Source organism: Amycolatopsis sp. NPDC114503 (genome assembly GCF_055633655.1).
Window position 1 is genome coordinate 242,096 of sequence record NZ_JBVKDT010000011.1, and the last position, 21,660, is coordinate 263,755.

Below are 21,660 nucleotides of genomic sequence, written 5' to 3' on the forward strand. Positions count from 1 at the left end.
GGCCTCGCTGGAGGTTGCCGATACCCGTGCCGGCGTCGGGCCGGTCAGCGGCGTCGGCCTCGGGGGGCGTGGAAGCGGGCGCCGACGTTGTCGGGCGGGTTGAGGAACACCAGCGCGCGCCACCACCGGGCCGCCTTGCGAGGGTGCTTGTGGGAGAGAAGGTCGGCGTAGGTGTAAAGGAGCCGGTGCGCGGGCCGGTTGTCCAGCTGCCCGTAGAGCAGGAAGTCCAGGAACGGCCACGGCAGGCTGGCCTGCAGCACGCAGACCCCGGCCTCCGCCCATTCCAGCGCCTCGTCCAGGTCTCGCGGGTCGATCGGGAACGGGTCGCCCTCGTCGGAGTCGTCGAGGCCGGCGGTCAAGCAGGCCCATTCGGCGAAGTCGTCCAGGCAGCGGGGCGCGAGCTGCACGCCGTCGACGTCGCGGCACGCCGCTTCGTAGGCGGCCAGCTCCTCGGGACCGGATTCCTCGTGCGGCTGCCAGAGGCGTTCCAGCCGCCACGTGGGACGCTCGCCGAGTTTCGCGACTTCCCGTTCCAGCGGGCTCGTCTCGTTCGCCGGGAACTGGGCGTAGTAGTCGGCGGCGTCGAAGTCGAAGTCTTCCTGCCAGGCCAGGATCGGCCGGTCGAGCGCCGCCAGCGCTTTCCGCGTGATGCGCCCGGTCGGCGGCACCCACGGCATCGACCAGTCGGGCGGCTCCTGCAGGCGCGTCACGAACATCCCGTCCCGGAAACGGTTCCTCATGTCAGCGCCGTCCGAGCGCTGCGGGCGGCGGCGTAGGGAGAGGCCAGTAGATCGGGTCCCGGATGCCGTGCCCGGCCGCGAGCAGCGTTTCTTCGGGCGTCTGCAGCACCGGTGCGCACCGGATCAGCTGCGAGGGCGCGGCGGCGGCTCCGTGTTCCCAGCTCGTGACGACGGGAAGCGGCAGGAGCGCGGCCTCGGCGACGTCGGATGCGGACAGGCCGGTAGCGGCGCGGCGGTGGCGCAGGAATCCCGCCACCGTCGTGGCGTATTCGAGGGCCTCCGCCCGCACGTCCAGGGCGGCGGGCAGCGCCGGGTCGACGACCGGCATGGACGTGCCGGTGACGTCCAGCAGCAGTTCGGGCGCGCCGGCGGCGTAAAGGGCGACCACTTTCGCCGCGCAGTCCCGCATCAGCGCGCGGGTCCAGGACCGCGCTTCGCGGTCGGCCATGTCGGAGCGCAGCCGCCACACGCTCTCCAGGCCGTCGATGCGGAAGTCGAAGTCGACGATCAGCATGTCCTGGCCGCAGAAGGCGTTGTGGTGGGTCCAGGCCCGGCCCACGATCAGTTCCGGGGCGGCGAGGAAGGCGGTGAGCAGTCGTTCCAGCGACCGGGCTTGTGCGATCGCGCAGGAGACGTCGAAGAACCGGCGTTGCGCGAGACCGACGAAGTGCTCGAACTCGCGGGCCAGCACGCCGGGCAGCGACGGGTCGCCGACATGCTCCTGCGGCCCCCGTCCATCGGTCGGAGGCGTGTCCGGGGCGGAGAACAGGGAGTTCTGCCGGAGGCCGTTCAGGAGGGCGGGGTCGAAGCCGCGCGCCGCGGCGCGCGGCTCGAGGTTGCCGAAGATCCACCACCACGACGGCGGGCGGAGGTCCCCGGTCTGCAGGTAGCGCATGGCCAGATGGTCGGGATCGCCGGCGACGTCGGCCAGGTCCTGGTCGTACAGAAAGAGAAAGTCCTCGTCCTGCTGGAAGACCTCGCGCATCATCGCGAACTGCCGGTGCCGCGCGGTGTAGGCGTCGCGGGCGGGCAGGCCCCGGCTCTCGGCGAAGTCCTCGTCGTCGAGGAGGTCGAGCAGATGCTTGGCATGGTTCATGATCAGGTGCAGCGCGACTTCCTCGGCGGTGCAGCGCGGCAGCGGAGCGCGGCCGGCGAGCAGGTCGTCCCGAAGGTCGAGGACGGCGCGCACCATCGCCATCCGCCAGGCCGCGTTCTGCCGGTCGCACAACGGCGGCAGCAGGCCGAAGAACGACTCGCCGGGCAGCTCCTCGTCCTCGTCGCCGCGTTCGTAGGGGTTCTCGCCGAGCTGGGTCAGCTCGTAGCGGCCCTGTTCGGCCAGGTCCTCGGCGGCCGCGGCGAGCAGCAGTGCGCCCTGCCTGGTCAGGTACTGGCCGAGCGGCCCGTTGTCGCCGGAGTGGTAGGCGTCGGTGTAGGCGGCCCACGGATCGACCGGGTCGTCCAAGCCGAGCAGCCGGGCGGCGTCGGCGGCTCCGGCAGGCACGTACGTCGCGGCAGCGCCGGTGTCAGCCAGCGCTGCGTCGACCCAGCGGGGATGCGGGAGGGGTTCGCGGGGCGCGGTGATGGAGAACGGCGACCACCAGTAGCGCACGGCTGCCCATCCGCCCGGCGGCGATGGCGGCGATTCCTCGCCCTGCCCGGTCGGCTGCGCCTCGGGAATAGTGTGCTCGGCGCCGTCGGTGACGAATGCGCCCCACAGCGCTTCCCAGAACGGGGCGTCGTAGCCGTGCTCGTCGTAGCCGCCGGGCACCCGGATGCCCAGCCCGCGCAGTTCTTCGTCCGAGGCGGCCAGCAGCCGCGGCGCGAGGTCGAGCATCAGCTCCAGCGCCACCCGTTCCCCTGTGCAGCGCGGCACCGGCGCCCGCCCGGCGTCGACATCGCCGGCCAGCGCGTCGAAACACGCGGCCATGGCAAGCCGGAACCGCTGGTCCTGCCGGTCGCAGTCCGTCGGCAGCAGCGCGAGCACCGTGTGGCGGGCGCGCTTGGCCCCGCGACGCAGAGGTCGGTCGCCGTAGTGCAGTGCGTCGCGGTAGGCCAGCGTCGCCAGCAGGCGACCCGTCGCGGCCAGCAGGCTGGCGGTGAACGGCGGGAACACCAGCTCCAGTTCGTCGTACGCAGCCTCGTAGTACTCGGCCTGCTCGGTGTAGGCGGAGTACGGGTTGCCGTCCACGACAGTCACGGGCGGGGCCTTTCGATATGCCGACGGCGTATCCGCAGGTGCGGCTGCGACGAACGGCGCGGCGTCGTTCGGTCAATTCCGGGCCGATGCACGACATTCTGTCAGGCCACGTTGTGCTCTAGCCTGTCGAGTGTCCGGTCGTCGACGGCCTCGATCCGGCCAGGGTGCCAGAAATCTTGGGGCGTGCAGGGCGCGGATTCGGGTGTGTCGCCGCGGGTTGCTGCCTCGTGGGCGGGCAGCCTCTCCCCTGCCTCGTTCACAAGCCGCGGCGGCGGGACTGCGCGCGCACAGCGCGCACTCGCGCCGCCGTCCGGCTCCAGCCTCGCGCGCATCGCCACCTCTGGCAGCGAAGGCGGCGCCGGAGTCGCGCCACCGCACTGCGGGATATTGGCTGACCGGGCCGGGCACGACATGGCTGAGAATCTGTTTGCCCTGTTGGCGGGCCGGACGGCGAGTGTGTCCGCACGCGCGTTCGCGAAGCTGTCCGCTAGGCTCCCTGTTCTGCCGAGGCCTACCGGGGGTTGGAGGACGGTCTGCACGCGTTTACGGCACCCGCCAGCAAAATCTACGAAGGTTATCTGTCGGTCATGCGGCAGAAGGCGGCCCAGGGCAGGGGCGGCACATCCGTCGGCGAATTGCTGCGCGAAAAGTTCGGGATCGAAACGTGGGAATGGACCCGCCTCAAGGTCGTGTACGAGGCTGCGGAAGCAGGCGACGAGAACGCAGCCGATCTCGTCAGAGACATCGACGCCAGGCGGACCACGGTGTCAGCCGCCTACGGCCAAATCCGTCGCAACCTCGCGGACGCCGATCGGCAGAACCTGCCGAAGAAGGTCCAGCTGCGCGATGTGTACGACTTCGCTCTGCGCAGCAACGGATTCGCGCAGACGACAGCGAAAGCGGTGCGACTGAACGTCCCCGTCAGCACGTCCGGGATGAGCCCGAAAGACGTCGCCGACTGCATCGTCCAACTGCGCGCGGCGGGCTTGAACCTGAAGGCCATGGCCGATCATCTTTCCCGTTCACAAGGAGGCACGTAGTTCCATGGCAGTCCGTCGCAAACGCGTCCCGGCCAACCAGCTCGGGGTCGACAGCCGGGTCCAACGCCACCAGCTCAACGAGAGCACGCTGACCGAGATCCGCGAGAACTACAACCGCGGAGCGCTGCAGACGCTCCAGGTCTCCGAGCGCGCCGACGGCACCCTCGTGATCCTGGACGGATGGCACCGGTGGACCGTCGTGCAGGAGAAAGAGGCACCGGAGTATCCGCTGGACTGCCATGTGCACACCGGCCTGAGCATCGGCGAGGAAGCCGCGTTGTTCCGGCAGTTCAACAACAACAAGCCCGCCAACAAGATCGACCTCTTCTACATCCGCATCACCCAGGGAGATCCCGTCGCGCTGGGCATCAGGAAGATCGCGGACGACAACGGCTGGACGATCGGAAAAGCCAAGCACCAGATCAGTTCCGTCGCCGCTCTGCAGACGATCTACAAGCACGGAGCGGGCGACGAACCCGAGTACGGCCCCACGTTGCTGCACAACACCATCTACGTCGTCACGCAGGCTTGGGGCAACGACGACCCGAAGACGGTGGACCAGAACATCCTCGCTGCGGTCAGCCAGTTCTTCGTACACGTCGACAAGCACGAAGCCAAGAACGGCGTCGATCTTCAGCTCGACGTCGACAGGCTGGCAGCGAATCTTGCGGCCTACACGAAAAACGGTCCGAGCGGGTGGCTGTCGGGAGCCCGCGGCATCGCCGCCGGCACGTCCAAGACTCTCCGGAAGGTCCTCATGGGCGAACTTTTCGACATGTACAACAAAGGCAAAGGCGGTCGCAAGCTGCCCGCGGCCCTCCGGCCGCTTTAACCGTCGGAACTGATGCGGACCGGGCGAACCTGATGCGGTTCTCACGAACGCGATGCTGAGGGTCTGCCCATGATCGGCGCTGTCCTGGCTCGGCGAAGGTGACGCCGACTCGCTCCAGGCGACGCCGCGGCTCGGCTACCTGACTCCCGGTTCGCTGAACCTGAATCCGGTCGCCTGCTGCCGGGCCCGGGAAGCCCTGCGCGAGCGGCCGTGGCACCGCTGTTGCCGGGTCCAGCCGCGGTCAGCTCGCGAACCAGGCGGGTTCGCCGTGTCGGGCGTCGAGCACGTCGGCACCGAAGTCCTGCCGGATCTCGGCGATCAAGGGCGCGAGGTCAAGGGCTTTGACGATGTCCTTGCGTTGCCACAGCGGCATCTCCGGTTCCGTGCGGTCGAAGAGGATTCCGCAGGAGCGGTACAGCTCTTTGTGCAGGCCGCGCCCGATCTGGACCGCCCGCGCGGTTCCGAGAAATTCGACGTTGCTCAGCGCGGCGACGACGGCGTCGTGGGCGTGCCGCATCTCGGCGCGGTTCTTCTCGTCCTCTTCCTGGCTGAGGGCGAGCGAGCCCATGTTCGCCTTCAGGTCTCCGCGGCTCACCCGGTTGAACAGCGCGTCGAGCTTGATCCGCCATTCCCGGACCGCCTGGAGGAACGCGCGGTACGCCTGGACACGTTCGGCCGCCGACGCCCGCTCGCCGTCCTTGCCGCCGGTGCTCACCGGGGCAGGCTCCTGCTCGGCCGACCGGAGCCGTCGTTCTTCGAGCAGGAGCCAGGTCCCTCCGTCGAACGCGCGGCCGGCGAAGTCCATCAGTTTCCTGCGTTTGCGCGCCCGGAAGACGCAGCGACGTGCGGCCCTGACGGCCATGTTCGCGGCGATGAAGGACTCGTGGGCTTGGTCGTTGGCCTCGTCCGCGGTCTTCGGCATCCGGCTCGCGATCGCGCGGTAGGCCTGTGCGTCTTGGCTGTCTCCGGGCGGCTGGCCCTGCGGTCCGGGTCGGTTGCCGGGCTGCGGTGACGTCATGCGGAGCCTCCCTGTCGCACCTGGCGGCGAGCGGAGGTTGCGTACCGCCTCTGACGTCCCGTTATCACTCTCCGCACTCCGCCCATGACTGCGACTGTAATCCAGGCGGACTGTTGCGGTCACCTGTTCGGCGGTAGTGCGCGCGAGCGGGGTCAGAGCACGCGCGCGGTGCATGACCGCGTGCGTGGTCGGACGCCGAGCGGAGGCGACGGAGCTTGCGGGAGACTGGCCGGATCCTGGGCGAGAGGAGGCGGTCATGACCGTCGAGAACGCCGAAGACCACCCGTCGCTCGTGTACGTCGGCTACGGCGAGGCGATGCACCAGATGCAGCTGCTCGAGGTGTCGCTGTGGCTGTTCGCGACGCGGAGGTTCAAGCGCGCCACCACGGCCGAGCAGATGATCCGGAAGGTCGAAGGCTGGGACCACGGCGAGCTGGGGCGGATGTGGGGCAGCCTCAAGATCCAGGACCACTGGCCGGACGGCCTCGTCGCCGAGATCAGCGAACTCGTGGACGCCCGCAATTTCCTCGCGCACCGGTTCCTGCTGCTGCACTTCGCCTGGCAGCCTTCCCCGCAGCACACCGAGGAATCCGCCGCATACCTCATCGGGCTCAACGCACGCCTCGACGCGGTGCTCGACGCGCTCGAGCGACACGCGCGAAGCCTCGGCATCGCCACCGTCGACGACCTGGACGACGACGTGCGCAGGGAACTGGAGGCGCTGCGCCCCGGGGCAGCACCCGACGCCGACGCGTAGATCCGGGCGCTGGCCAGCCCCTGTCCCGCGCCGACGCCAGCGGCATCCGGCAGCGCGGCGCCGGACGACGCTCAGCCGTGTCCTGCGGGTCCCGTCCCGGAGGTCGTCGAGCGCGCGAGCGCTCCGCTCGCGCCGTTGCAGGGCAAGCGCTTCGGACGCGTCCCCTCCCTCAACGGCCGCCCGTTCGCCGAGGACCCAGCCGAATCCGGCCGCGCGACCACCAAGATCACGCCGAGCGCGGACAGCATGAAACACGGGAGCCGCTGCCGGAGCCGCCGATCTCGTCCGCGGCGCAGGAAGGACTGCCCGGCTGCCGCGGAGCGCGGCTCCGCACCGCCCGGGTCGCGAGCGCGGGCACCATGAACCTCGGAGGACGCGCAGGGGGCGCGGAGTTCGCGGGGAGGGGGACGGGTGCTGACGTTCTGCGACGGGTCGGCGGTGTCGGAGGAGGAAGAGGCGGCGGTGTGGGCTGCCTCGCGGAGGCGGTCGGCGTGGAAGGGCTGGGCGGGGATTGCGGTGCTCGCCGACGTCCAGGCCGTGCTGGCGGTGCTGGCGCGCTACCCGCTGTTCTACGGCTTGACGCCGGGCTGGTTGGAGGCTGTTGCCGTCGTGCACCTGGCGGCTGTCGGGTTCGCGGCGGCGTTCGCCTTCATGGACCGCCTGACCGACGGCGGTGGCGGCTGCATGTTCCCGATCACGCTGCTGATGCTGGTCGCCCCGGTCGGCGGGCAGCTGACGGTGCAGTTCGGCCGCTACGCAGGCGTGCTGCCGTGGCAGACGCTGCTCGTCGCGCCCGTGCTCACCCTGCTCGTCGCGGCGTGGTTCGCGTATGTGCTCGGGTTCGACGCCGACGGCGAGCCTCACCTGCCAAAGGACCTGGACCAGTCTTGGGTGCGGCGCGCGATCGCCAAAGCCGACGCCGCGTCCGGTGTCCATCCGGTCCTGATCGACCGGGCCACCGGCGAAACCTGGGCGTGGGAACCCTCCCCTGCAGACGGAGGCGAACCCGGCTACTGCCGCAGCGGCGACCGCCGCACTGCCCGGTCACCCAAGCAACTGCGGGCACAGTTCGGGATCGACGAACTCCGGGCCGTGAGTCCCGACAAGGTCCGCAGCCTGCTTCGGGAACGGTCGCCGGAGGGAGCTGCTGACCTGTAGCGAGAGCGCGCGATGGCGGCGGCGGAGTGCTCGGCCGCGCGAAAGGGTGGTTGCCATGGAAGGCATGACAACCACGGTTCCGTCATGCTCTTGTTGAGGCATGCCGTTGCAAGAGCCGGTCCCGGACGAGCACGCCCCCTTCACCGACGCCACCCGCGCGCGGATGGCGCTCGCGGCCGCGGCGCAGGAGTTGTCGGACTCGGCGCGTGCGTTCGTGCCGATCTGGCCGGGGCGCCTGCGCACCGCCGGAGGGGCCGATGTCGACGCGGGCGACGTCGAGGACGCGGTCCGGCTGGTCGCGCGCGCGAAGGAGGTGCTGGAACGCATGGTCGTGTTCGCGAAGGTCGGCGGCGCGAGCTGGGAGGAGATCGGCGACGGCCTGGGCGCCGCGCCGCAAGACGCGCAGAACAAGCACGAGGAGGATGTCGCCCGGTTCCTGGCAGACCTGGCCGAGCCGGAAGGCGTCCAGGCAAACGGGACGCGGTGGCTGCGGCTGGACTCGGCCGCGCACGACCCGGACGAATGGGGCCCGCGGCTCGACGCGTGGGTCGAGCGCCACCGCGAGCCCGCCGAATACCTCCCCGCCGGGCGGGCGGTGTCCGACGGGCTCGCGCGACTGCACCCGCAGGCGGAGCTGATGCGGCTGCAGGCCCGCCGACATGCGCTGTCGGACGAGCACCTCGATCCCCCGGCGTCGCTGGTGCTGCCGCTCGCCGAACGCGAGCTCGTGCTGTGGCGGCAGTTGGGCGAAGCCGGGCACGACGTGGCCGACATGGTCGAGGCGGTTCAGCGCCGGATCGCCGGGTTGCGCGCCGTGCTCGCCCGAGCCGGCGTCGCGGAAGGGACCGGAGCGTGACCGCCGGCGACACCGGCGAGGACCCGCTCGAGAGGTGGCTGGCAGCCGGACCGCTGCCCTCCCCCAGCGACGAGTTCACCGTCCGGCGACAGGTGAAGCAGACCCTGGCCGCCTACCAGGAGCTGGTGTCGGATCCGGAGCGGCTCGCGGCCGTCGACGCGGAACTCGACGAGCTTGCCGAACGCCTCGGGATCGGCAGGCCTGCCGCTGACCGCATGAATCGCGCCGACTCGCTCGACGGCGCGGGCCAGCCCGGCAGCGCGAACCAGTCCGGCGGCGCGCGAGTATTCCCTTTCCAGGCAGGGAGAAACAGGTCGTGATCATCCGCGAGTCGTCCGCCGAGGACACCACGATGCGGGCGCTGGGCGTCCCCGCCGAGCAGCGCGGCCAGGCCGCTCCCCCGGCGCCGGGGGAAGCGCGGTGAGCGCCCGGACCAGCCAAGGCCACCAGCTCGCCTGGGCAGTGAAGAATGGCCTCGGGCTGCGCTGGTGCGAACTGCGCTGGTCCGGACAGCCGCGGCGCGGCGTGTTCGGCGGGTGGCGGCTGGAATGGACCGACGGCCCGCTGCTGGAGGAGATGCGCGCCGAGGTCGCCCGCCGCGCCGCCCGGTTCCCGGCCGCCCCGACCGGCGACCTGAGCTACGACCGCGACCTTTCCGACCTCGGCGAAGCCGTGACGGTCCTGCGCTACCTCGACCAGCTCGGCGACCAGCGCCGCTACGCGCTCGGCCCCGGCCTGGCCTCGCTGGCCAGGCAGCACGGCGTCTCCTACCCCGAACGCGCCGGTTCCCCGTGGCGCGACCGGGCGTTCGCGCTGCTCAGCGTGAACGCCGGCCCCGACCGGGACTGCTACGACCGGCTCGTCGCCGAGACTGGCCGCGGCTGGCCGCGCACGCTCGCGTGGCTGGACGCCCTCGCCGACGCCGAGGTGCCCGGCGTCGTGCCCTTCCCAGCCGCGCCGGAATGACCGACACCGCCGCGGCAGCGGCGTCGTGCACCGCGGCGGGGTCCCGAAAAATCTTGAATTCTCCTTGCACGCCCCGGGCCTCTCGCCCCTCTACCAGTCGTAAGAGCAGCTCCGACTGCTGAGATCGACTCAGAGGAAGGGGGACGTCCCGATGCCTGGAAGCAGCTTCGACGCGTTCTTCGCCGACGACTTCCCCCGGCTGAAAGGGTTTGTGATCAGCCTGGGATACGAGGCCTCGCTCGCCGTCGCCCAAGGGAACTCCGTCGATCGCGCGGTCTCGCGCAGCGACTCACCAGGCCCCGTTGGAGCCTCTCGCCTCCCCGGAGTTCCCGGAGCGGATCCTGACCGGCCTGCGCGCTGCAGTCGCTCGCCTCACCTCGGCCCACGACGTAGCGTGAAGACCGAGGCCAGACCAGGGGGCAGGGGGAAGCAATGTCCACGATGGACGAACGACGACACCGCGTGCCTGACCCGGCGCCGGCCATGACGACCGTCGGCGCGCTCAACGAGTGGAACCGCCGTAAGGACGTCCCGGACGGCGAGCGCATGCTGTGCCGCCAGTCCGGCCACGGCCTGATGGTCGCCCTGACCAACCCCGATTCCCCTGACGGGATCCGCTGGCAGTGCGCGATCTGCGCCGAGACCCAGCCGATCACGAACGACCAGGTGGTCGTGGCGCTGGGCAGCGAACACTTGCCCGTCGCGCCGGTAGAGGACCACTCGGAGCAGGTGCAGATTCCGCCTGGCATGCCCGGCGACCGCGGCGATGGCACCGTCCGTCTCAGCGTGGTCGCCCAGCACAGCGGCATCTCGATGAGCGGGCTCGGCATCGCGGGCCTAGCGCTCGGCTTCCTCGCCGGTGCCATGCTGGGCGGCGTCGTCCTGCACGGCGGCGGCGTCCTCCTCGCCGCGATCGCCTTCGCGCTGGTCGGGAGTCTGATCGGCGAGTCCGTCAGCCGCGGCCGGTACCCGGCCGCTGTCGTCGTGGCCAGCACCGCGACGACGGCGTCGGCGCTCCGCCCAGGCGACTGGGTCCCGGTGCGGCCAGGCACCGGACCGCACGATCGAGCCACGCGGATCGTCCAAGTCGGCGGGCTCCCGCTGAACCACCGCCGCTACCCCGGCGTCCGGTTGACACTGTTGAGCGGACAGGTCATCGAGTGCCACGGCGACGACGCCTGGCACGCGCTGACGTTGCGCTAACGCCTCCGTCCTAGCCGCCAGCAACCTGGCCGTCCGAACGATGTGCAGGCGCTGGCGGGCGGCCAGGGCTGCGGTGTGCGGTCGCGTTCGCCGGTGGCTCGCCAAGTGAGCGCCGAACTGCCGCGCCGTGCGCGACGGTGCTGGCCCGGCACAGAAGATCGCGCACCCGACCGACCGGATCGTCGGCCACAGCCCGTTCCCGTGGGGAGCCGGGGGGATGGAACAGCGATTGACCCGCGCCCGTTTATGCAGCGCCTTCAGGCGCTGAGGATCGCAACGCATCTGCGTTTCCTGTGAAGCGCTGCGTCGACACGACGTGCAGCCAGGCCCCGAGACCGATCGGTCTCGGGGCCCGGTTTCGTTCCGCCCGCCGGTTCTCGCATTCGCTGCCGGGCAGCCTGTCCTTCCTGACAACTTCTGGGGTATGGTCGTGTCTTCCGACGTCGGACTCCATTGAGGGTCTGCCTTGAGCGGCGTGGCTGACGCAGTCAGCATCGCTTTCCGGCGTCGGACTCCATTGAAGAACCTCGGCGTGCGCCGAGGTTCTTTTCGTTGCAGGGGAAGTTGCGGCGGCCTGCTTCCCTTCCGAATCTCGGAAGGGAAGGGTCGTCGGCGGTGCCCGTGTTCGTCCGCGCGCCGCCGCTGTGCGCGGTCCGGCTTGGGTCTAGAGGACGACGACCTGCTTCCGGTAGTCCTTTGCAGCCAGCAGAACTTCCGCCCTGTCCTCAGTGACGGCCAGGTAGATGAGATTGCCGATGCGGGTCAGGCGGCAAACGGCGTCGTCCAGGGTGACGCCTTCCCCGTGACGACGACGTTCAAGGTCTGCAGAGTGTCCGCGTTGGCGGCCACGTCAAGACCGCGGGGCGGCTGCTCGGCGGCTGGGGCGACGGATGCGGAGGTTTCCTCGGGACGATCGGTGCACGGGCTGGGCGCGGGGCCAGGCGGTTGGGTTCCTGGCCCCGCGTTGTCCCGGCAGGGGAATCGCCGGGACCCCACCCGCCTGGTCTGTCCAGGCCTGGTGATGATGCCCGACCGGGCGGCGTCCGCACGCACCCGGTTCGGGCACAGGGACGCAGCGCCGGTGTTGGCGCACTGCGCGCGTATGTTGCCGTGGCCGAATCAGCCGTCTCCCTGACCGGCGGCGAGGATTTCCAATGCGCGGTTCGTCAGCGGCTGGACCTGATCTACGGGCGCGCCGGCGTCGGCGGCGATCGCGCACCAGGCCAGCGCCAGGACCGGCTTGCGCATTCGCAGGTAGAGCTCGATCAGGCGCAGCACCACCGGTTTCTCGCCCGACTCCTCGTCGAACACGGGGTCGTCCAGGCCCGCCGCCACGCGCCAGTGTGCGGCCGCCTCGCCCGTCCGGCCTGCTTCAAGCGCCCGCTCGCCGGCCGTCAGCTCGGCCGTGAACACGGTCGCGTGCGCCGCGACGACCTGGTCTCCCAGCCCGGCCGGAGCTGCGGCCGCCGCATGCAATTCCGCCAGCCAACGGGACATCTCACGGTCCGCGCGGCGCCGTGCGAACGGCGAGGCGGGATTGGCCTCGGCCTGGTCCAGGGCGGCGGTCATCTCGCGGAAGGCGCCGAGCAGGTCCACGGTTCAGGCCCTTCCGGACTCGGCGGACCGGGCTGCGTCCGGAACGGAGCCGAGCGCCAGCGCGACCTGCCGGCGCTCGCGGGCGGTGCCCCAGATCAGTTCGGGCCGCACGATGTGCACCGCGTATCCGGACGGCACCGACACGGTGGCGGACGTGCCGGAGCGCCCGTTGCTCATCTGGCGGACGATGTTCGCCGCCGCTTCCCGCAGCTGCGAGCCCCGCACGAAGCGGGGCTCGCCGGGGACGGGGTGCGCGCACACGCCCAGCAGCCCGGGCGCGGTCGCCCACACCGGATCCCAGGGCAGGCCGGTGTCGTCGTCGCGGACCAATTTGACCAACGGTCCCGGGTCGGGCAGGCAGCCCGCGCGCCAGAGATGATCGGGCTGGATGAACACGAAGTCCGTCCGCATCTCGTTGTTGTGCTCGCCGTCGTGCACGACCGTGTAGACGTCGCGCGCGCGGACGGGCTCGCCGCTCGCGGCGGTCCTCGCGACCGGTTGGCCGGTTGTCTCCTCATCCGCCGTCCGTGGCAAGTCCTCGGCGTCAGGTGCGTCCATCACGTTCTCCTCGCGGGCCAGTCGTCGGTCGAGCGTTCGGCCGCGAAGCGGTCGTGCCAGGCTGTCGGGGCGGAGGCGGCGAACGCCTGTCGCAGTGCCGTCGCTTCCCCTGTCGGGCACCGCCCATCCTGCCGTCCCGCCGTTCTCTGCGTTCCGCGACTGCTCCCTTCCGAAGCTCAGCCCGAGCCCAGGAGCGGACCTTCCCTCGACCCCGCCCGCATCGCGCCGCCGGGCCGCCGCCAGGCACCGCGAAGCCGAGTTCGGACGGGCACGACGCATTCGCGGCCGTCCGGACCTGTACGCACTCCGCCGGAGCCCGCGTGACCGGGCACCCCCGTGTCCGGCCGCTCACTTGATCCATATCCGCAGCACCGCCGCGACGACCGCGACGATGATCCCGGTCGTCAGGGCGCCGCTGCCGAGGGTGCGCAGCCGGCGCAGCAGCGGTCCTCGCGGAGACCGGGTCCGGAACCGGGCGGCAGGAGGAAAATCAGCGGCGGGAATGGCCGCGCCGGTCGCGGCCGCAGTCGCCAGCTCGGCCAGGCAGGCGCCGAGAACGGGGCGGCGGCGAGGATCGCCCGGGCTCTCGGCGAACCACAGCAGCACCTCCCCCGCCGTCCTCCCCGCCGACGGGCCCGATCCGGCGAGGCGGGCGGTGTCGCGGGTGAGCGCCCACGCCACTCCCGCCACCCGGCGGCGGCGGAACCCGGGATCGGCGAGGTACGGCTGGACGGCGCGGCCGAACGGCGACGGCGGCGCAGCGCGGGGATCAATCAGCAGGACCAGGCGTGCGGCCCGCCCGACCGACGCCAGCAGCCGCGTGCGCCGCGACCCGGGCCGCAGAACGAACAGCAGGGAAAGAACGAAACCGACGAGCAGGCCGGCGACGAACGAGGGCGCTCGTGCTGCAAGGCCCAGCGACGTCTCGCGGAACACCAGCGCGATCGAAACAACCACGGTCGCGAACACGGCGGAGATTGCGCTGAAATTCTGCCGGAGCACTGCGCGCTTGATCAGATACCGGGGGTGCTCCGCAATCCCGTTGTCCGCGAGATACCGGGATTCTGCGGAACTGAGCGGAGCGGCCCAGAGCACCGCGGTGGGTGCCCAGGTCCTGAACGGCAGCCCGGCGAGGTACGTCACGACGAATTCGCGGACCGTCGGCCGCCGTCGGGCCGCTCGCCCAGGGACGGACCTGCCGGCTCGGCCACCGCCGGCGGCAGCAGTCGCATCCGGGCTTTTCCCGGCGGGATCGCGCATCGGTCCCTCCCCGATCTTCGGCACAGTCGGCTCTGGGTCGGAAATGCCAAGCCCTGCGTTACATTCCCCGCCCGCAGCATGGCCCGACGCCGCTGCGGAATCGTGGCCACCGCCGCGGCAGCTGAAACCGTGGCCACGATTCACCGGATACGCGGGCTCTGCCGTCCATTCGAAAGAACGTGCAGGCGGGCACTGGAATCGACTCGTGCCGGGCCCGGTTCCATTCCGCCCGGCGGTCCAGGCATGTCCGCCCAGAGGTTCGGCGAGCGCGAGAACCGGCGTCCTGCTGGCTTTGCCTGCGCGGCAGAAAACCCAAGCGGACAGATCCGGGACGCTTTCGAGAGCCGTTGTCGGTGACTGGCTCCGTCGCGGAAGCCCCTTTCTCCGCTTGCTTTCCGCGCATCGGTCTGGGTGAGGTGATCACGCCTGTCAAGGGGCAGCGGGGCCCTCTCGCACCGACGGAACATTTCGCGCAACGGAATCAACCGCGCGAGAGGGCCTCGTTAAAACACGACTACCCCCGCCTCGCACTGGCGCGGGAATCGACTTGGCCGGACCGTTCCGGTCCAGATCGACCCGGCCGGCCCACCCCCTGATCGGATGAAACCCGGCCGGGCGTTGCCGCGAAACCGCCCGTTTGCACGTCGCGTCGGCAGAAGCACGCGGGCGGGCTGGCGTGCTGTCCCTGGGGTGCCACGAGGAACGGTCACCGGGGGCCAACAGAACCTCGCGGAGCTGAACAGGCCGCACCACGGACGCGGACCGCAGGAACCCCGGGTCACTGTCGGGCAAAGACGGATCCGGGCAGCGCCTTGGTCAGCGTCTCGCCGAGCTGGGCCAATGCGGTGGTCACCGCGAGCTGGGTCGTCCCGTCGACCGGCGCGAGGTCCAGGGCGGGCGTCTCCCAGACGACGTGCCCGTCGCTGTCCACGGTCAGAGTGACCGTGGTGCTGTCCCCGCTGGGCAGGCCGACGTCCAGGCGGGCACGGTCGATGATCGCCGCGGTGTCGACGCTGGTCGCGCGGCGGTCCAGTTCGTCGGCGGCCAGCGCGGCGATGCTCTGCAACTCGGCCAGCCGCTGCTGTGTCGCGCGGGTGACGTAGTCGGCCCGGTGCGCGACCTCGGTCAGCCGTTCGATCCGCTCGGCGCGGTCGGCGGCGTCCAGAGCGTCGGTGATCCATGCGATTGCCGTGACGGCCTGGGAAACGGCCTGGGCTTCGGGTGCTGTGCACGCGGTCACCAGAGCGGGCATGACCGACTCCTCCAGTTGCTTGATCAACCGGCGCACGGTCGGCAGGGCGGCGACGAGTTCGGAGCGGGATCGCGCGGCGTCACCCGGCGGCGGTGCGGACTGGTCGCTCATCGCGGATCTCCGTTCAGGGGAATCGGCACGGGGTTTCTTGCGGCGGCGGGATTCGCGGATCTTGCCCTCGATGGGGCGTGCACGGGTCGCGGAAGGCCAAGCCGAGGGGCGGCGGCCCCCGCCCCAAGACGAGCAGCAGCGGAGCCGGGGAGCGCCGAGGAGATCGCGGCGGCAGGACAGTCAGGTGACGGAGACGGACATCTGGCCGAGCAGGACGCACAACCCGGCCAGTCCCGCGTCGGCGTGCGTGTCAGCGGCCACCCGGATCAGCGTCACCGTGGCCTCGAACGCTGCTTCGAACTGCTGCACGAAGTCCATGGTTCCCGATTCGACGAGCGCGGTCGCTTGCCGGAATGCCGCGTCGGTGTCCGGGGCCGTCGCTGCAAGCGCGAGCATCTGGGCGGCGCGCGGCGTGAACGGCGGGAGCCCGTCCAGCGCGCGCAGGAGCACGGATTCCCGCACAGGCTCGGCCTCCTGGCCCACAGGCGTCGATGCGGCGTGCGCCGCCCACGACAGGCACCTGATGAGGGTGGTAATCGTGTTCCGCTTGAGTTCGGGATCCGCCCGGCGCCACTCGCGGGCCGCGCGCTCGGCGAGCGCCGCGGGCGCGGCTCCCTCGGCGTCCGCCAGCACCGCACTCCCGACCGCATGCAGCATGGCGTGCCGGCCGATTAGCGTGTCGATATCGTTCATCGTGTTCCTCTCCAGTTGAAAGTTTCCGGGAGACCGTCGCGAGGTTCGTGGGGTCCCGCCGGGGGTTCCGGGGTGGCGATTCCGTGCGCTCCTGAAGCGTGGGCCCGGTCGAGCGAAGGGCACCGATCGAAGAATCGGAGCGCCGCGGCGCGACGTCCGGCTGCGACGGCCCCCGAACCGCAAAGTAGGAGCTTGTTGCCTGGTCAGGGACGGCCGCGATGGGTTTCACCGGCCGACTCAAACGGCTGGCCGTGTTTGAACAACGCCGCCGGGCTGGTGTCCCGCCGCGCGGGAGAGGATGCTGACAGCTCGGCAAATCCGCTGTCTGACCACGCCGCCCACCCGCCGACGGGAGCCAAAGCATGCCCGCCACGCCGAACTGCCAGCCCGTGCTTCGGGTGTGCTCGCCTTCCGAGTGCGTGCTCCCGATGAGCCATGTGCGCGGATGTCCTTTCACCTCAAGGGCAGCCACCGATGCCGAGATGAGAGCCGAGATCCGCGCCCATCCAGCCAGCGACCTGCTCCGGCAGGCGCGAGTGGCCGGCGAGTGGGTGAACTAGACCGTCCCCGCGATGTGCCGACAGCCTGCCGGAACATTCGGAGAGCACCAGCTGACCGGGAGAACTCCCACCGCCGCCCCGCCGGTATCCCCTGACCAGGCACGTCGCCCCTACTTCGCGGCTCGGGTCAGCTTCGGGAGTTCCGGGCCGCCACCGCCGAGAGCGGCGCCCGACCGCTAGCGGACAGCGCCGGCTGCCAGCTCTTCCATCCTCTTGAGCACTTCTTCCGATCCAGCTTCGCCGTGCTGCTTTTTGAGGTCCATGGCGAGATCGCCCGGATCGACGCCGAGCACGTCCGCGAGCGCGTAGAGCCGACGCATGGAAGACAGGGGCGTGCCCTCCATCGCGACCGCGAGTTCGTAGGGAGTGAGGTTGGCCGGGTAGAGGATGCGCTGTCGCAGCTTCTGTACCCAGTCGACCGTGCCGGGGTCGTGCCGGTCAGCGGTGGCGGTGCGTTCCGCGAGCAGGGCCTGGAACGTGGCGAGCGGTTCGTAGGCGGGGTGGCGGAGGTTGTCGGGAGTCAGTTGGAGCCACCAGCCTTGCTCCTGGATCCGGCGCAGCGAGTCGCGCCACGCGCCTGCGGGGTCCTCCTGCGGACGGGCCTCGTCGATGTCGTCGTCGAGATCGTCGTCGGAGTCGTCGGGGAATCCGAGGCCCTGGCTGCTGGTGATGACGACGGGACCGTCGGCCGTGGTGAGGCGGGTGATGACGTTCTCCCAGCCCATTCCGTCGCGCAGTACTCCTGCGGCACGTCCTTCGGCGAGCAGCGCGGCGAACCAGCCGACATGCTCTGCGGCGATCCAGAGACGATGGTCGACAGACCCGTGCAGGCGGGCGAGGAACGCCACGATGTCGGGGCCTTCGACGGCCGCGGTGTTCAGCACCGCGTGCGTGACCGGGACGGACTGGCCGCCGATCTGCACCTCGGCGTCGAAGGCAATGCCGGTCATCCATCTCCGCAGCGCCTCCACCGGGGTGTCGCCGGTCCTGGCGAAATCGGTCGCGTCGCGGGGCAGCACGCCTCGCCGGATCAGCCCGGTCACCGCGGCGGCGTTGGTGGCTCCGAGGACTCGCATCGCGGTGTCGACGGCCAGGCGGTGGCCGTGGGGCCGCTCGGAGCCCTGGACGGAGACTGCGTCCGCGTGCTCCGTGTGGAAACTGATCGCGCTCATCGTGAGGTTCCTTGTCGTCTGGAATGGCGGGTGCCCGTGCGTTTTGTTCCCGACCCGGGTTCCCTGGCGTGGGTTCTCCGGGTGGGGGCGCGAGCGCACGGAACGCGGGACTGCTTTCTCCGGGCCGGGTGTTACGACTCGCCGGGTTCCTGCTCGGCGCCGGTCGCGGTGTCGTCGGCGGCGATCCGGGCGAGCCGGTCCTTCACGTGCGCCGTGTCGGTGTCCGGACCGATCTCGGCGAGGACGAGGAGGAGGTTCCGGCGCAGGCGCTGCAGGCCGTCGGCGGCTGCCTGGTTCCGCTCGGCGGCTGCCTTGGCGTCTTCGGCGTGGGCGGTGAGCGCGGAGACCTGGCCGGTGAGGTCGGCGATCCGCTCGGCCGCGTTCTCGCGCTGCTGTTCGAAGGTCGTCCGCTGCTCGCGCAGTACGGCGTCGGCCTGGGTCCGTTGGCTCGCCAATTCGGCCGCCGCGGCGGTGCGCTCCTGCTCTAGCTCGGCCGCGGCATCGGCGGCTTGCTGCTGCAACTGGTCGCGCGCCGCCTGGACGTCGGCGTCGAGTTGCTGCGCGCGGGCGGTGAGCTGCGCGTTGGCGGCGGAGAGCTGGCCGATCTTCTCGGCCTGCTCGGCGATGCGCGCGTTGGCGGCCGACAGCGATTCCTGAGCGTGCTTCGCGGCGTCGAGGGAGGCCCCGGCGCGGGTGTTGGCGTCCTTCTCCCTGGTTTCGGCGGTCTTTCGCGCGGCCTCCGCCTGGTCGCGTTCGACCAGGGCGGAGCCTTCGCGGCGGCGGGCTTCGGCGGCGTCGTCGACGGCGGCCTGCTTGGCGGCGAGCGCGGCGTCGCGGTCGGCTTCGGCGGCGCGGGCCTCCCCGCGGGCGAGGTCGGCGTCGGCGGCGGCCTCCTCTGCGCGGACCAGCGCCTGGGCGACCTCGCCGGTCAGCCGCTCGTCGAGCTGGTCGAGGTCGCCGCGCACCGGGTCGAGCGCCGCGACCAGGGCTTCGGACGCGGCGCGCAGGTCGGCGAGGTGGCGGGCCTGGGCGCCGACGTCGAGCCGGGACAGCGGGCCGGTGCCGCCGTAGGCGGCCAGCCACAGGTCGAGGGCGTCGTCGAGCCGGGCGCAGGTGACGTCCTTGCCGCGGTAGTCCTGGCCCCAGACGTGATCGCAGTGCTTCGGGCGCGGCCCGCCGCCCCGGCTGGCCGGTTTGCGCGGGTGACGCTGGCAGAACTCGCACCGCTCCGGGTCGGCGGCCGCCTCCCGCCGTGGGTCGCCGCGGCGGAAGGCGGGCGGGGTCGGGGGACGCTCGGCCACGACTCCCCCGCCGCCCGGAGCCGGGTCGCGGGCCTCGTCCGGCTCCGGGGACACGTCGGTCATGGCCGGTGATCCTCGCAGCCGTCGCCGTCCTCGGCGCCGCCGCCGGCGTTGTCGAGGTCGTCCGGGGTGATCGTGCCGTCGGCGAGAAGCCGGTCGAGGTGCTCGGGGGCGTTCGGGCACGTGCCGTCGACGAGGAGCTCGTACCCGCACCCGGCCGGGGAGAGCGTCTCGGCGGAGCACCGCTCGCCGTTCTTCGGCAGCAACCGCAGCGGCACCGCCTCGCCCGCGCGGTGGGCGCGCCAGGCCTCGTCCTGCTCGTCGTTCTCGCCCTGCTTGTCCAGCGATGCCAGCAGCGCCAGCCGCCAGTCTTCCGCCGACCTGGGCCGTTGCGGCCCGCGACCGGGCCCGGAGGGAATCGTCGTCATGATCATCATTGTACAGGACTAAGTTAGAAAACTATGACTTTAAGTCAGAGTTTTCTAACTTCAACCAGATGGCACAAGACGTTTTCGATAACCTGTGTTATCGAATAAGAGTTGATCTTCAAACCGGCGGGAGGCGTGGAACGGGACACCGAACACCGCCACCAGCAGATCGGGCTGCCCGCACAGCCGCGCGACCATCGACGCCCGCCGCGCGCCCTGGCCCGGTGCCGACGAACTCGCTGCCCGCATGACGACCCGGCTGCAGGCAGGCGAGTGACAATGGAGCGAGTCCTGCGAGAGCGAGGTTCTCCATGCGGCGTGTGAAGCTGATACCGACAGCCGAGTCCGGTCCGCCGGATGTGACGATCGGCGACCTCGTCCAGTGCCGGGACGCGGGCGGCCGATGGCTCACCATGCTCGCGCTCGCTCCGCCCCGCTATGACGTCGCCAGCGCGTTCGGCTCGACCTGCTGGATGTCGGTCCCAGTCGTCGACCCCGACGACTGGGACGCCGGCCCCGGCCGGGCCCGCTGGTGCAACTGGCCGGCCGACGCGGTCCGCCCCGACCCCGAGCGCCGGAACCGGCACGTGTACTGGCGGCCCCCGTCGCTGATCCGATCCCTCCACGCCCCCGAAAACCACCTGGACACCCCTGTTGACCAGGAGAAGCCAGCCTAGGGTTCTCGGCAATCGGACATCCGGCGCGGCGGGTTTCGGGACGTCGTCTCTTGCCGACCGCGTCGCGAGCGCGCAGGCTTGAGGCCGTGCCGACCGCGGACGGCAGGCTCACCGCGCAGGACCGCGCGCAGATCACCGGCGAACTCACCAGGATTCGCCGTCTGATCACGGGCACCGTGCTTCCGGCGCTCGAGCGCTTCCCCGACGACGCGGCGCACTGGCAGCACAGCCTCGACAACGCCGAACGGCTTGCCCAGGCACTCGAACAGCTGATCATCCGCGACGAGCAGCGCGCACTGAGCGAAGGGCCGATCGACGATGACCGGTGAACCCGCGATCGAAGACGTCGCGAAAGCGGCAGCCGACCGGGGTTCACGCTCTCCGCAACGACCGCCCGGCGAACTGGCAGAGGTAACGAACGTCGAATCAGCTGGGTGCGACGCCGAGGCGCTGCCTCCCCGGTTTCGGGGTCGTGAAACGGTTTCCGGGTCGGGACTTTCCGGGCCAGGGCCCACAGATCCCCCGATCGCGGTGCGCTGGGCGGCGTCCTCGGCGCTGCGTCCCTGCTTCTGCCTCCGCATCGCCCAGGCGATCCCGGCGGCGAACTGTCACAGCAAAGGCCAGTCGCCGCGATCGATCGCGGTTGCCAGGCGAGCGGGGGGAACGCCGAAGGTGTGCAGTACCAGCGCGACAGCGAGGGTATGTCCGAGGCGGGTCAGCATCATCAGTTGCTCGTCGGTCTGGCGAATGTTGCCGTGAGCGAGGTTGTTGCGCGCTTTGCCCATGATGTGCCAGACATTCATCGGCTGCTGAAGAATCCCCTGTAGCAACTCGGGAAGCGGGTTCACCGCATTCTCGATCGGTCCTCGGATCTCGTCGGGCAATCGGTCGGCGAGGGCTTGGAGTTGTTGCCACAGAGCATATTCGGTGGTGCCGGGGTCATCGACACCGTGGAAGCTCTCCAGCGCGGCGATCAGCGCGATGAACCGGGAGGTCACGGGCAGAGGAGTGGTGCTGATCGAGGTGAAGTAGTCGGCGAAGGTGACATAGCGGTTCTTCAGATCGTCCCATCCGGTGAGCAGTTCGGTCAGCGAGGCGCCGCCGGATCCGCAGTGCACAAGTGCTTGCAGCGTGCCGGGTCGCGGGCGTTCGGCCTCGTAGCGCTGTTGGGTCAACTCCTGTCCGTAGACGGCCCAGGACTCCCGAAGCTGGCCCGAGCCGCAAAGTAGGGGTGGAGTGCCTGGTCAGGCGATACCGGCGGGGACGTTCTGAGAGTTCACTGGTG

22 protein-coding genes are annotated in these 21,660 nt (G+C 70.8%); 10 read left to right on the top strand and 12 right to left on the bottom strand.

Features of this window, described 5'->3' with window-relative positions:
• Nucleotides 1-44 precede the first annotated feature (44 nt).
• Nucleotides 45-740, bottom strand: coding sequence for a hypothetical protein (locus tag ACZ7OI_RS37905; protein WP_470268931.1), 696 nt, complete (start codon nt 738-740; stop codon nt 45-47).
• A 1-nt stretch (nt 741) separates the two neighbouring features.
• Nucleotides 742-2,937, bottom strand: a complete 2,196-nt coding sequence (locus ACZ7OI_RS37910; protein WP_470268932.1) for a hypothetical protein — start codon at nt 2,935-2,937, stop codon at nt 742-744.
• Nucleotides 2,938-3,458: 521 nt separating this feature from the next.
• Between ACZ7OI_RS37910 and ACZ7OI_RS37915 the strand changes: the two genes are divergently transcribed.
• Both ACZ7OI_RS37915 and ACZ7OI_RS37920 read left to right on the top strand, forming a co-directional pair.
• Nucleotides 3,459-3,977 (top strand): hypothetical protein, encoded by a 519-nt coding sequence (locus tag ACZ7OI_RS37915; RefSeq protein WP_470268933.1) that lies wholly within the window; start codon nt 3,459-3,461, stop codon nt 3,975-3,977.
• Between the two features lie 4 nt (nt 3,978-3,981).
• Nucleotides 3,982-4,809, top strand: a complete 828-nt coding sequence (locus ACZ7OI_RS37920) for a DUF6551 family protein (RefSeq protein ID WP_470268934.1) — start codon at nt 3,982-3,984, stop codon at nt 4,807-4,809.
• Between the two features lie 241 nt (nt 4,810-5,050).
• Here the strand turns inward: ACZ7OI_RS37920 and ACZ7OI_RS37925 are convergent, their stop codons facing one another.
• Nucleotides 5,051-5,827 (bottom strand): hypothetical protein, encoded by a 777-nt coding sequence (locus tag ACZ7OI_RS37925; protein WP_470268935.1) that lies wholly within the window; start codon nt 5,825-5,827, stop codon nt 5,051-5,053.
• 256 nt (nt 5,828-6,083) lie between these two features.
• On the opposite strand from ACZ7OI_RS37925, the gene ACZ7OI_RS37930 reads away from it, so the two are divergent.
• From ACZ7OI_RS37930 to ACZ7OI_RS37955, 6 genes are all read left to right on the top strand, one after another.
• Nucleotides 6,084-6,584 (top strand): hypothetical protein, encoded by a 501-nt coding sequence (locus ACZ7OI_RS37930; protein ID WP_470268936.1) that lies wholly within the window; start codon nt 6,084-6,086, stop codon nt 6,582-6,584.
• A gap of 411 nt (nt 6,585-6,995) precedes the next feature.
• Entirely contained in the window at nt 6,996-7,742 is a 747-nt protein-coding gene (locus ACZ7OI_RS37935) for a hypothetical protein (RefSeq protein WP_470268937.1), read from the top strand.
• A 100-nt stretch (nt 7,743-7,842) separates the two neighbouring features.
• On the top strand, nt 7,843-8,598 hold the full coding sequence (locus tag ACZ7OI_RS37940; RefSeq protein ID WP_470268938.1) for a hypothetical protein: 756 nt from the start codon (nt 7,843-7,845) through the stop codon (nt 8,596-8,598).
• Nucleotides 8,595-8,918 carry a hypothetical protein gene (locus tag ACZ7OI_RS37945; RefSeq protein WP_470268939.1) on the top strand — a complete coding sequence of 108 codons (324 nt, stop codon included), beginning with the start codon at nt 8,595-8,597 and terminating at the stop codon, nt 8,916-8,918. The genes ACZ7OI_RS37940 and ACZ7OI_RS37945 overlap by 4 nt, the downstream gene beginning before the upstream one ends.
• A 100-nt stretch (nt 8,919-9,018) precedes the next feature.
• Complete coding sequence (locus tag ACZ7OI_RS37950; RefSeq protein ID WP_470268940.1) at nt 9,019-9,564, top strand: hypothetical protein; 546 nt, start codon at nt 9,019-9,021, stop codon at nt 9,562-9,564.
• A 432-nt stretch (nt 9,565-9,996) separates the two neighbouring features.
• Entirely contained in the window at nt 9,997-10,767 is a 771-nt protein-coding gene (locus tag ACZ7OI_RS37955; protein WP_470268941.1) for a hypothetical protein, read from the top strand.
• 1,119 nt (nt 10,768-11,886) lie between these two features.
• On the opposite strand, the gene ACZ7OI_RS37960 is transcribed toward ACZ7OI_RS37955, so the two are convergent.
• From ACZ7OI_RS37960 to ACZ7OI_RS37995, 8 genes are all read right to left on the bottom strand, one after another.
• Complete coding sequence (locus ACZ7OI_RS37960; RefSeq protein WP_470268942.1) at nt 11,887-12,363, bottom strand: hypothetical protein; 477 nt, start codon at nt 12,361-12,363, stop codon at nt 11,887-11,889.
• Nucleotides 12,364-12,366: 3 nt separating this feature from the next.
• A complete protein-coding gene (locus ACZ7OI_RS37965) occupies nt 12,367-12,921 on the bottom strand; it encodes a hypothetical protein (RefSeq protein ID WP_470268943.1) in 555 nt (184 codons plus the stop codon).
• Nucleotides 12,922-13,269: 348 nt separating this feature from the next.
• Nucleotides 13,270-14,064, bottom strand: coding sequence for a hypothetical protein (locus ACZ7OI_RS37970; protein WP_470268944.1), 795 nt, complete (start codon nt 14,062-14,064; stop codon nt 13,270-13,272).
• Nucleotides 14,065-14,959: 895 nt separating this feature from the next.
• Nucleotides 14,960-15,544, bottom strand: a complete 585-nt coding sequence (locus tag ACZ7OI_RS37975) for a hypothetical protein (protein ID WP_470268945.1) — start codon at nt 15,542-15,544, stop codon at nt 14,960-14,962.
• A 180-nt stretch (nt 15,545-15,724) separates the two neighbouring features.
• Nucleotides 15,725-16,237 (bottom strand): hypothetical protein, encoded by a 513-nt coding sequence (locus ACZ7OI_RS37980; RefSeq protein ID WP_470268946.1) that lies wholly within the window; start codon nt 16,235-16,237, stop codon nt 15,725-15,727.
• Between the two features lie 736 nt (nt 16,238-16,973).
• Nucleotides 16,974-17,969, bottom strand: coding sequence for a hypothetical protein (locus ACZ7OI_RS37985; protein WP_470268947.1), 996 nt, complete (start codon nt 17,967-17,969; stop codon nt 16,974-16,976).
• 131 nt (nt 17,970-18,100) lie between these two features.
• On the bottom strand, nt 18,101-19,333 hold the full coding sequence (locus tag ACZ7OI_RS37990; RefSeq protein ID WP_470268948.1) for a hypothetical protein: 1,233 nt from the start codon (nt 19,331-19,333) through the stop codon (nt 18,101-18,103).
• Nucleotides 19,330-19,698, bottom strand: coding sequence for a hypothetical protein (locus ACZ7OI_RS37995; RefSeq protein WP_470268949.1), 369 nt, complete (start codon nt 19,696-19,698; stop codon nt 19,330-19,332). The genes ACZ7OI_RS37990 and ACZ7OI_RS37995 overlap by 4 nt, the downstream gene beginning before the upstream one ends.
• A 311-nt stretch (nt 19,699-20,009) precedes the next feature.
• Between ACZ7OI_RS37995 and ACZ7OI_RS38000 the strand changes: the two genes are divergently transcribed.
• Nucleotides 20,010-20,375, top strand: a complete 366-nt coding sequence (locus ACZ7OI_RS38000) for a hypothetical protein (RefSeq protein WP_470268950.1) — start codon at nt 20,010-20,012, stop codon at nt 20,373-20,375.
• 86 nt (nt 20,376-20,461) lie between these two features.
• Nucleotides 20,462-20,704 (top strand): hypothetical protein, encoded by a 243-nt coding sequence (locus ACZ7OI_RS38005; RefSeq protein ID WP_470268951.1) that lies wholly within the window; start codon nt 20,462-20,464, stop codon nt 20,702-20,704.
• A 279-nt stretch (nt 20,705-20,983) separates the two neighbouring features.
• On the opposite strand, the gene ACZ7OI_RS38010 is transcribed toward ACZ7OI_RS38005, so the two are convergent.
• Entirely contained in the window at nt 20,984-21,550 is a 567-nt protein-coding gene (locus ACZ7OI_RS38010; protein ID WP_470268952.1) for a hypothetical protein, read from the bottom strand.
• Nucleotides 21,551-21,660 lie beyond the last annotated feature (110 nt).

Bases quoted from the DNA above. Each gene is read 5' to 3' on its own strand.
- ACZ7OI_RS37905 (WP_470268931.1), bottom strand. From the start codon at position 740: ATGAGGAACCGTTTCCGGGACGGGATGTTCGTGACGCGCCTGCAGGAG.
- ACZ7OI_RS37975 (WP_470268945.1), bottom strand. From the start codon at position 15,544: ATGAGCGACCAGTCCGCACCGCCGCCGGGTGACGCCGCGCGATCCCGC.
- ACZ7OI_RS37990 (WP_470268948.1), bottom strand. From the start codon at position 19,333: ATGACCGACGTGTCCCCGGAGCCGGACGAGGCCCGCGACCCGGCTCCG.
- ACZ7OI_RS37965 (WP_470268943.1), bottom strand. From the start codon at position 12,921: ATGGACGCACCTGACGCCGAGGACTTGCCACGGACGGCGGATGAGGAG.
- ACZ7OI_RS37925 (WP_470268935.1), bottom strand. From the start codon at position 5,827: ATGACGTCACCGCAGCCCGGCAACCGACCCGGACCGCAGGGCCAGCCG.
- ACZ7OI_RS37985 (WP_470268947.1), bottom strand. From the start codon at position 17,969: ATGAGCGCGATCAGTTTCCACACGGAGCACGCGGACGCAGTCTCCGTC.
- ACZ7OI_RS37940 (WP_470268938.1), top strand. From the start codon at position 7,843: ATGCCGTTGCAAGAGCCGGTCCCGGACGAGCACGCCCCCTTCACCGAC.
- ACZ7OI_RS37980 (WP_470268946.1), bottom strand. From the start codon at position 16,237: ATGAACGATATCGACACGCTAATCGGCCGGCACGCCATGCTGCATGCG.
- ACZ7OI_RS37995 (WP_470268949.1), bottom strand. From the start codon at position 19,698: ATGACGACGATTCCCTCCGGGCCCGGTCGCGGGCCGCAACGGCCCAGG.
- ACZ7OI_RS38000 (WP_470268950.1), top strand. From the start codon at position 20,010: ATGCGGCGTGTGAAGCTGATACCGACAGCCGAGTCCGGTCCGCCGGAT.
- ACZ7OI_RS37920 (WP_470268934.1), top strand. From the start codon at position 3,982: ATGGCAGTCCGTCGCAAACGCGTCCCGGCCAACCAGCTCGGGGTCGAC.
- ACZ7OI_RS37955 (WP_470268941.1), top strand. From the start codon at position 9,997: ATGTCCACGATGGACGAACGACGACACCGCGTGCCTGACCCGGCGCCG.
- ACZ7OI_RS37930 (WP_470268936.1), top strand. From the start codon at position 6,084: ATGACCGTCGAGAACGCCGAAGACCACCCGTCGCTCGTGTACGTCGGC.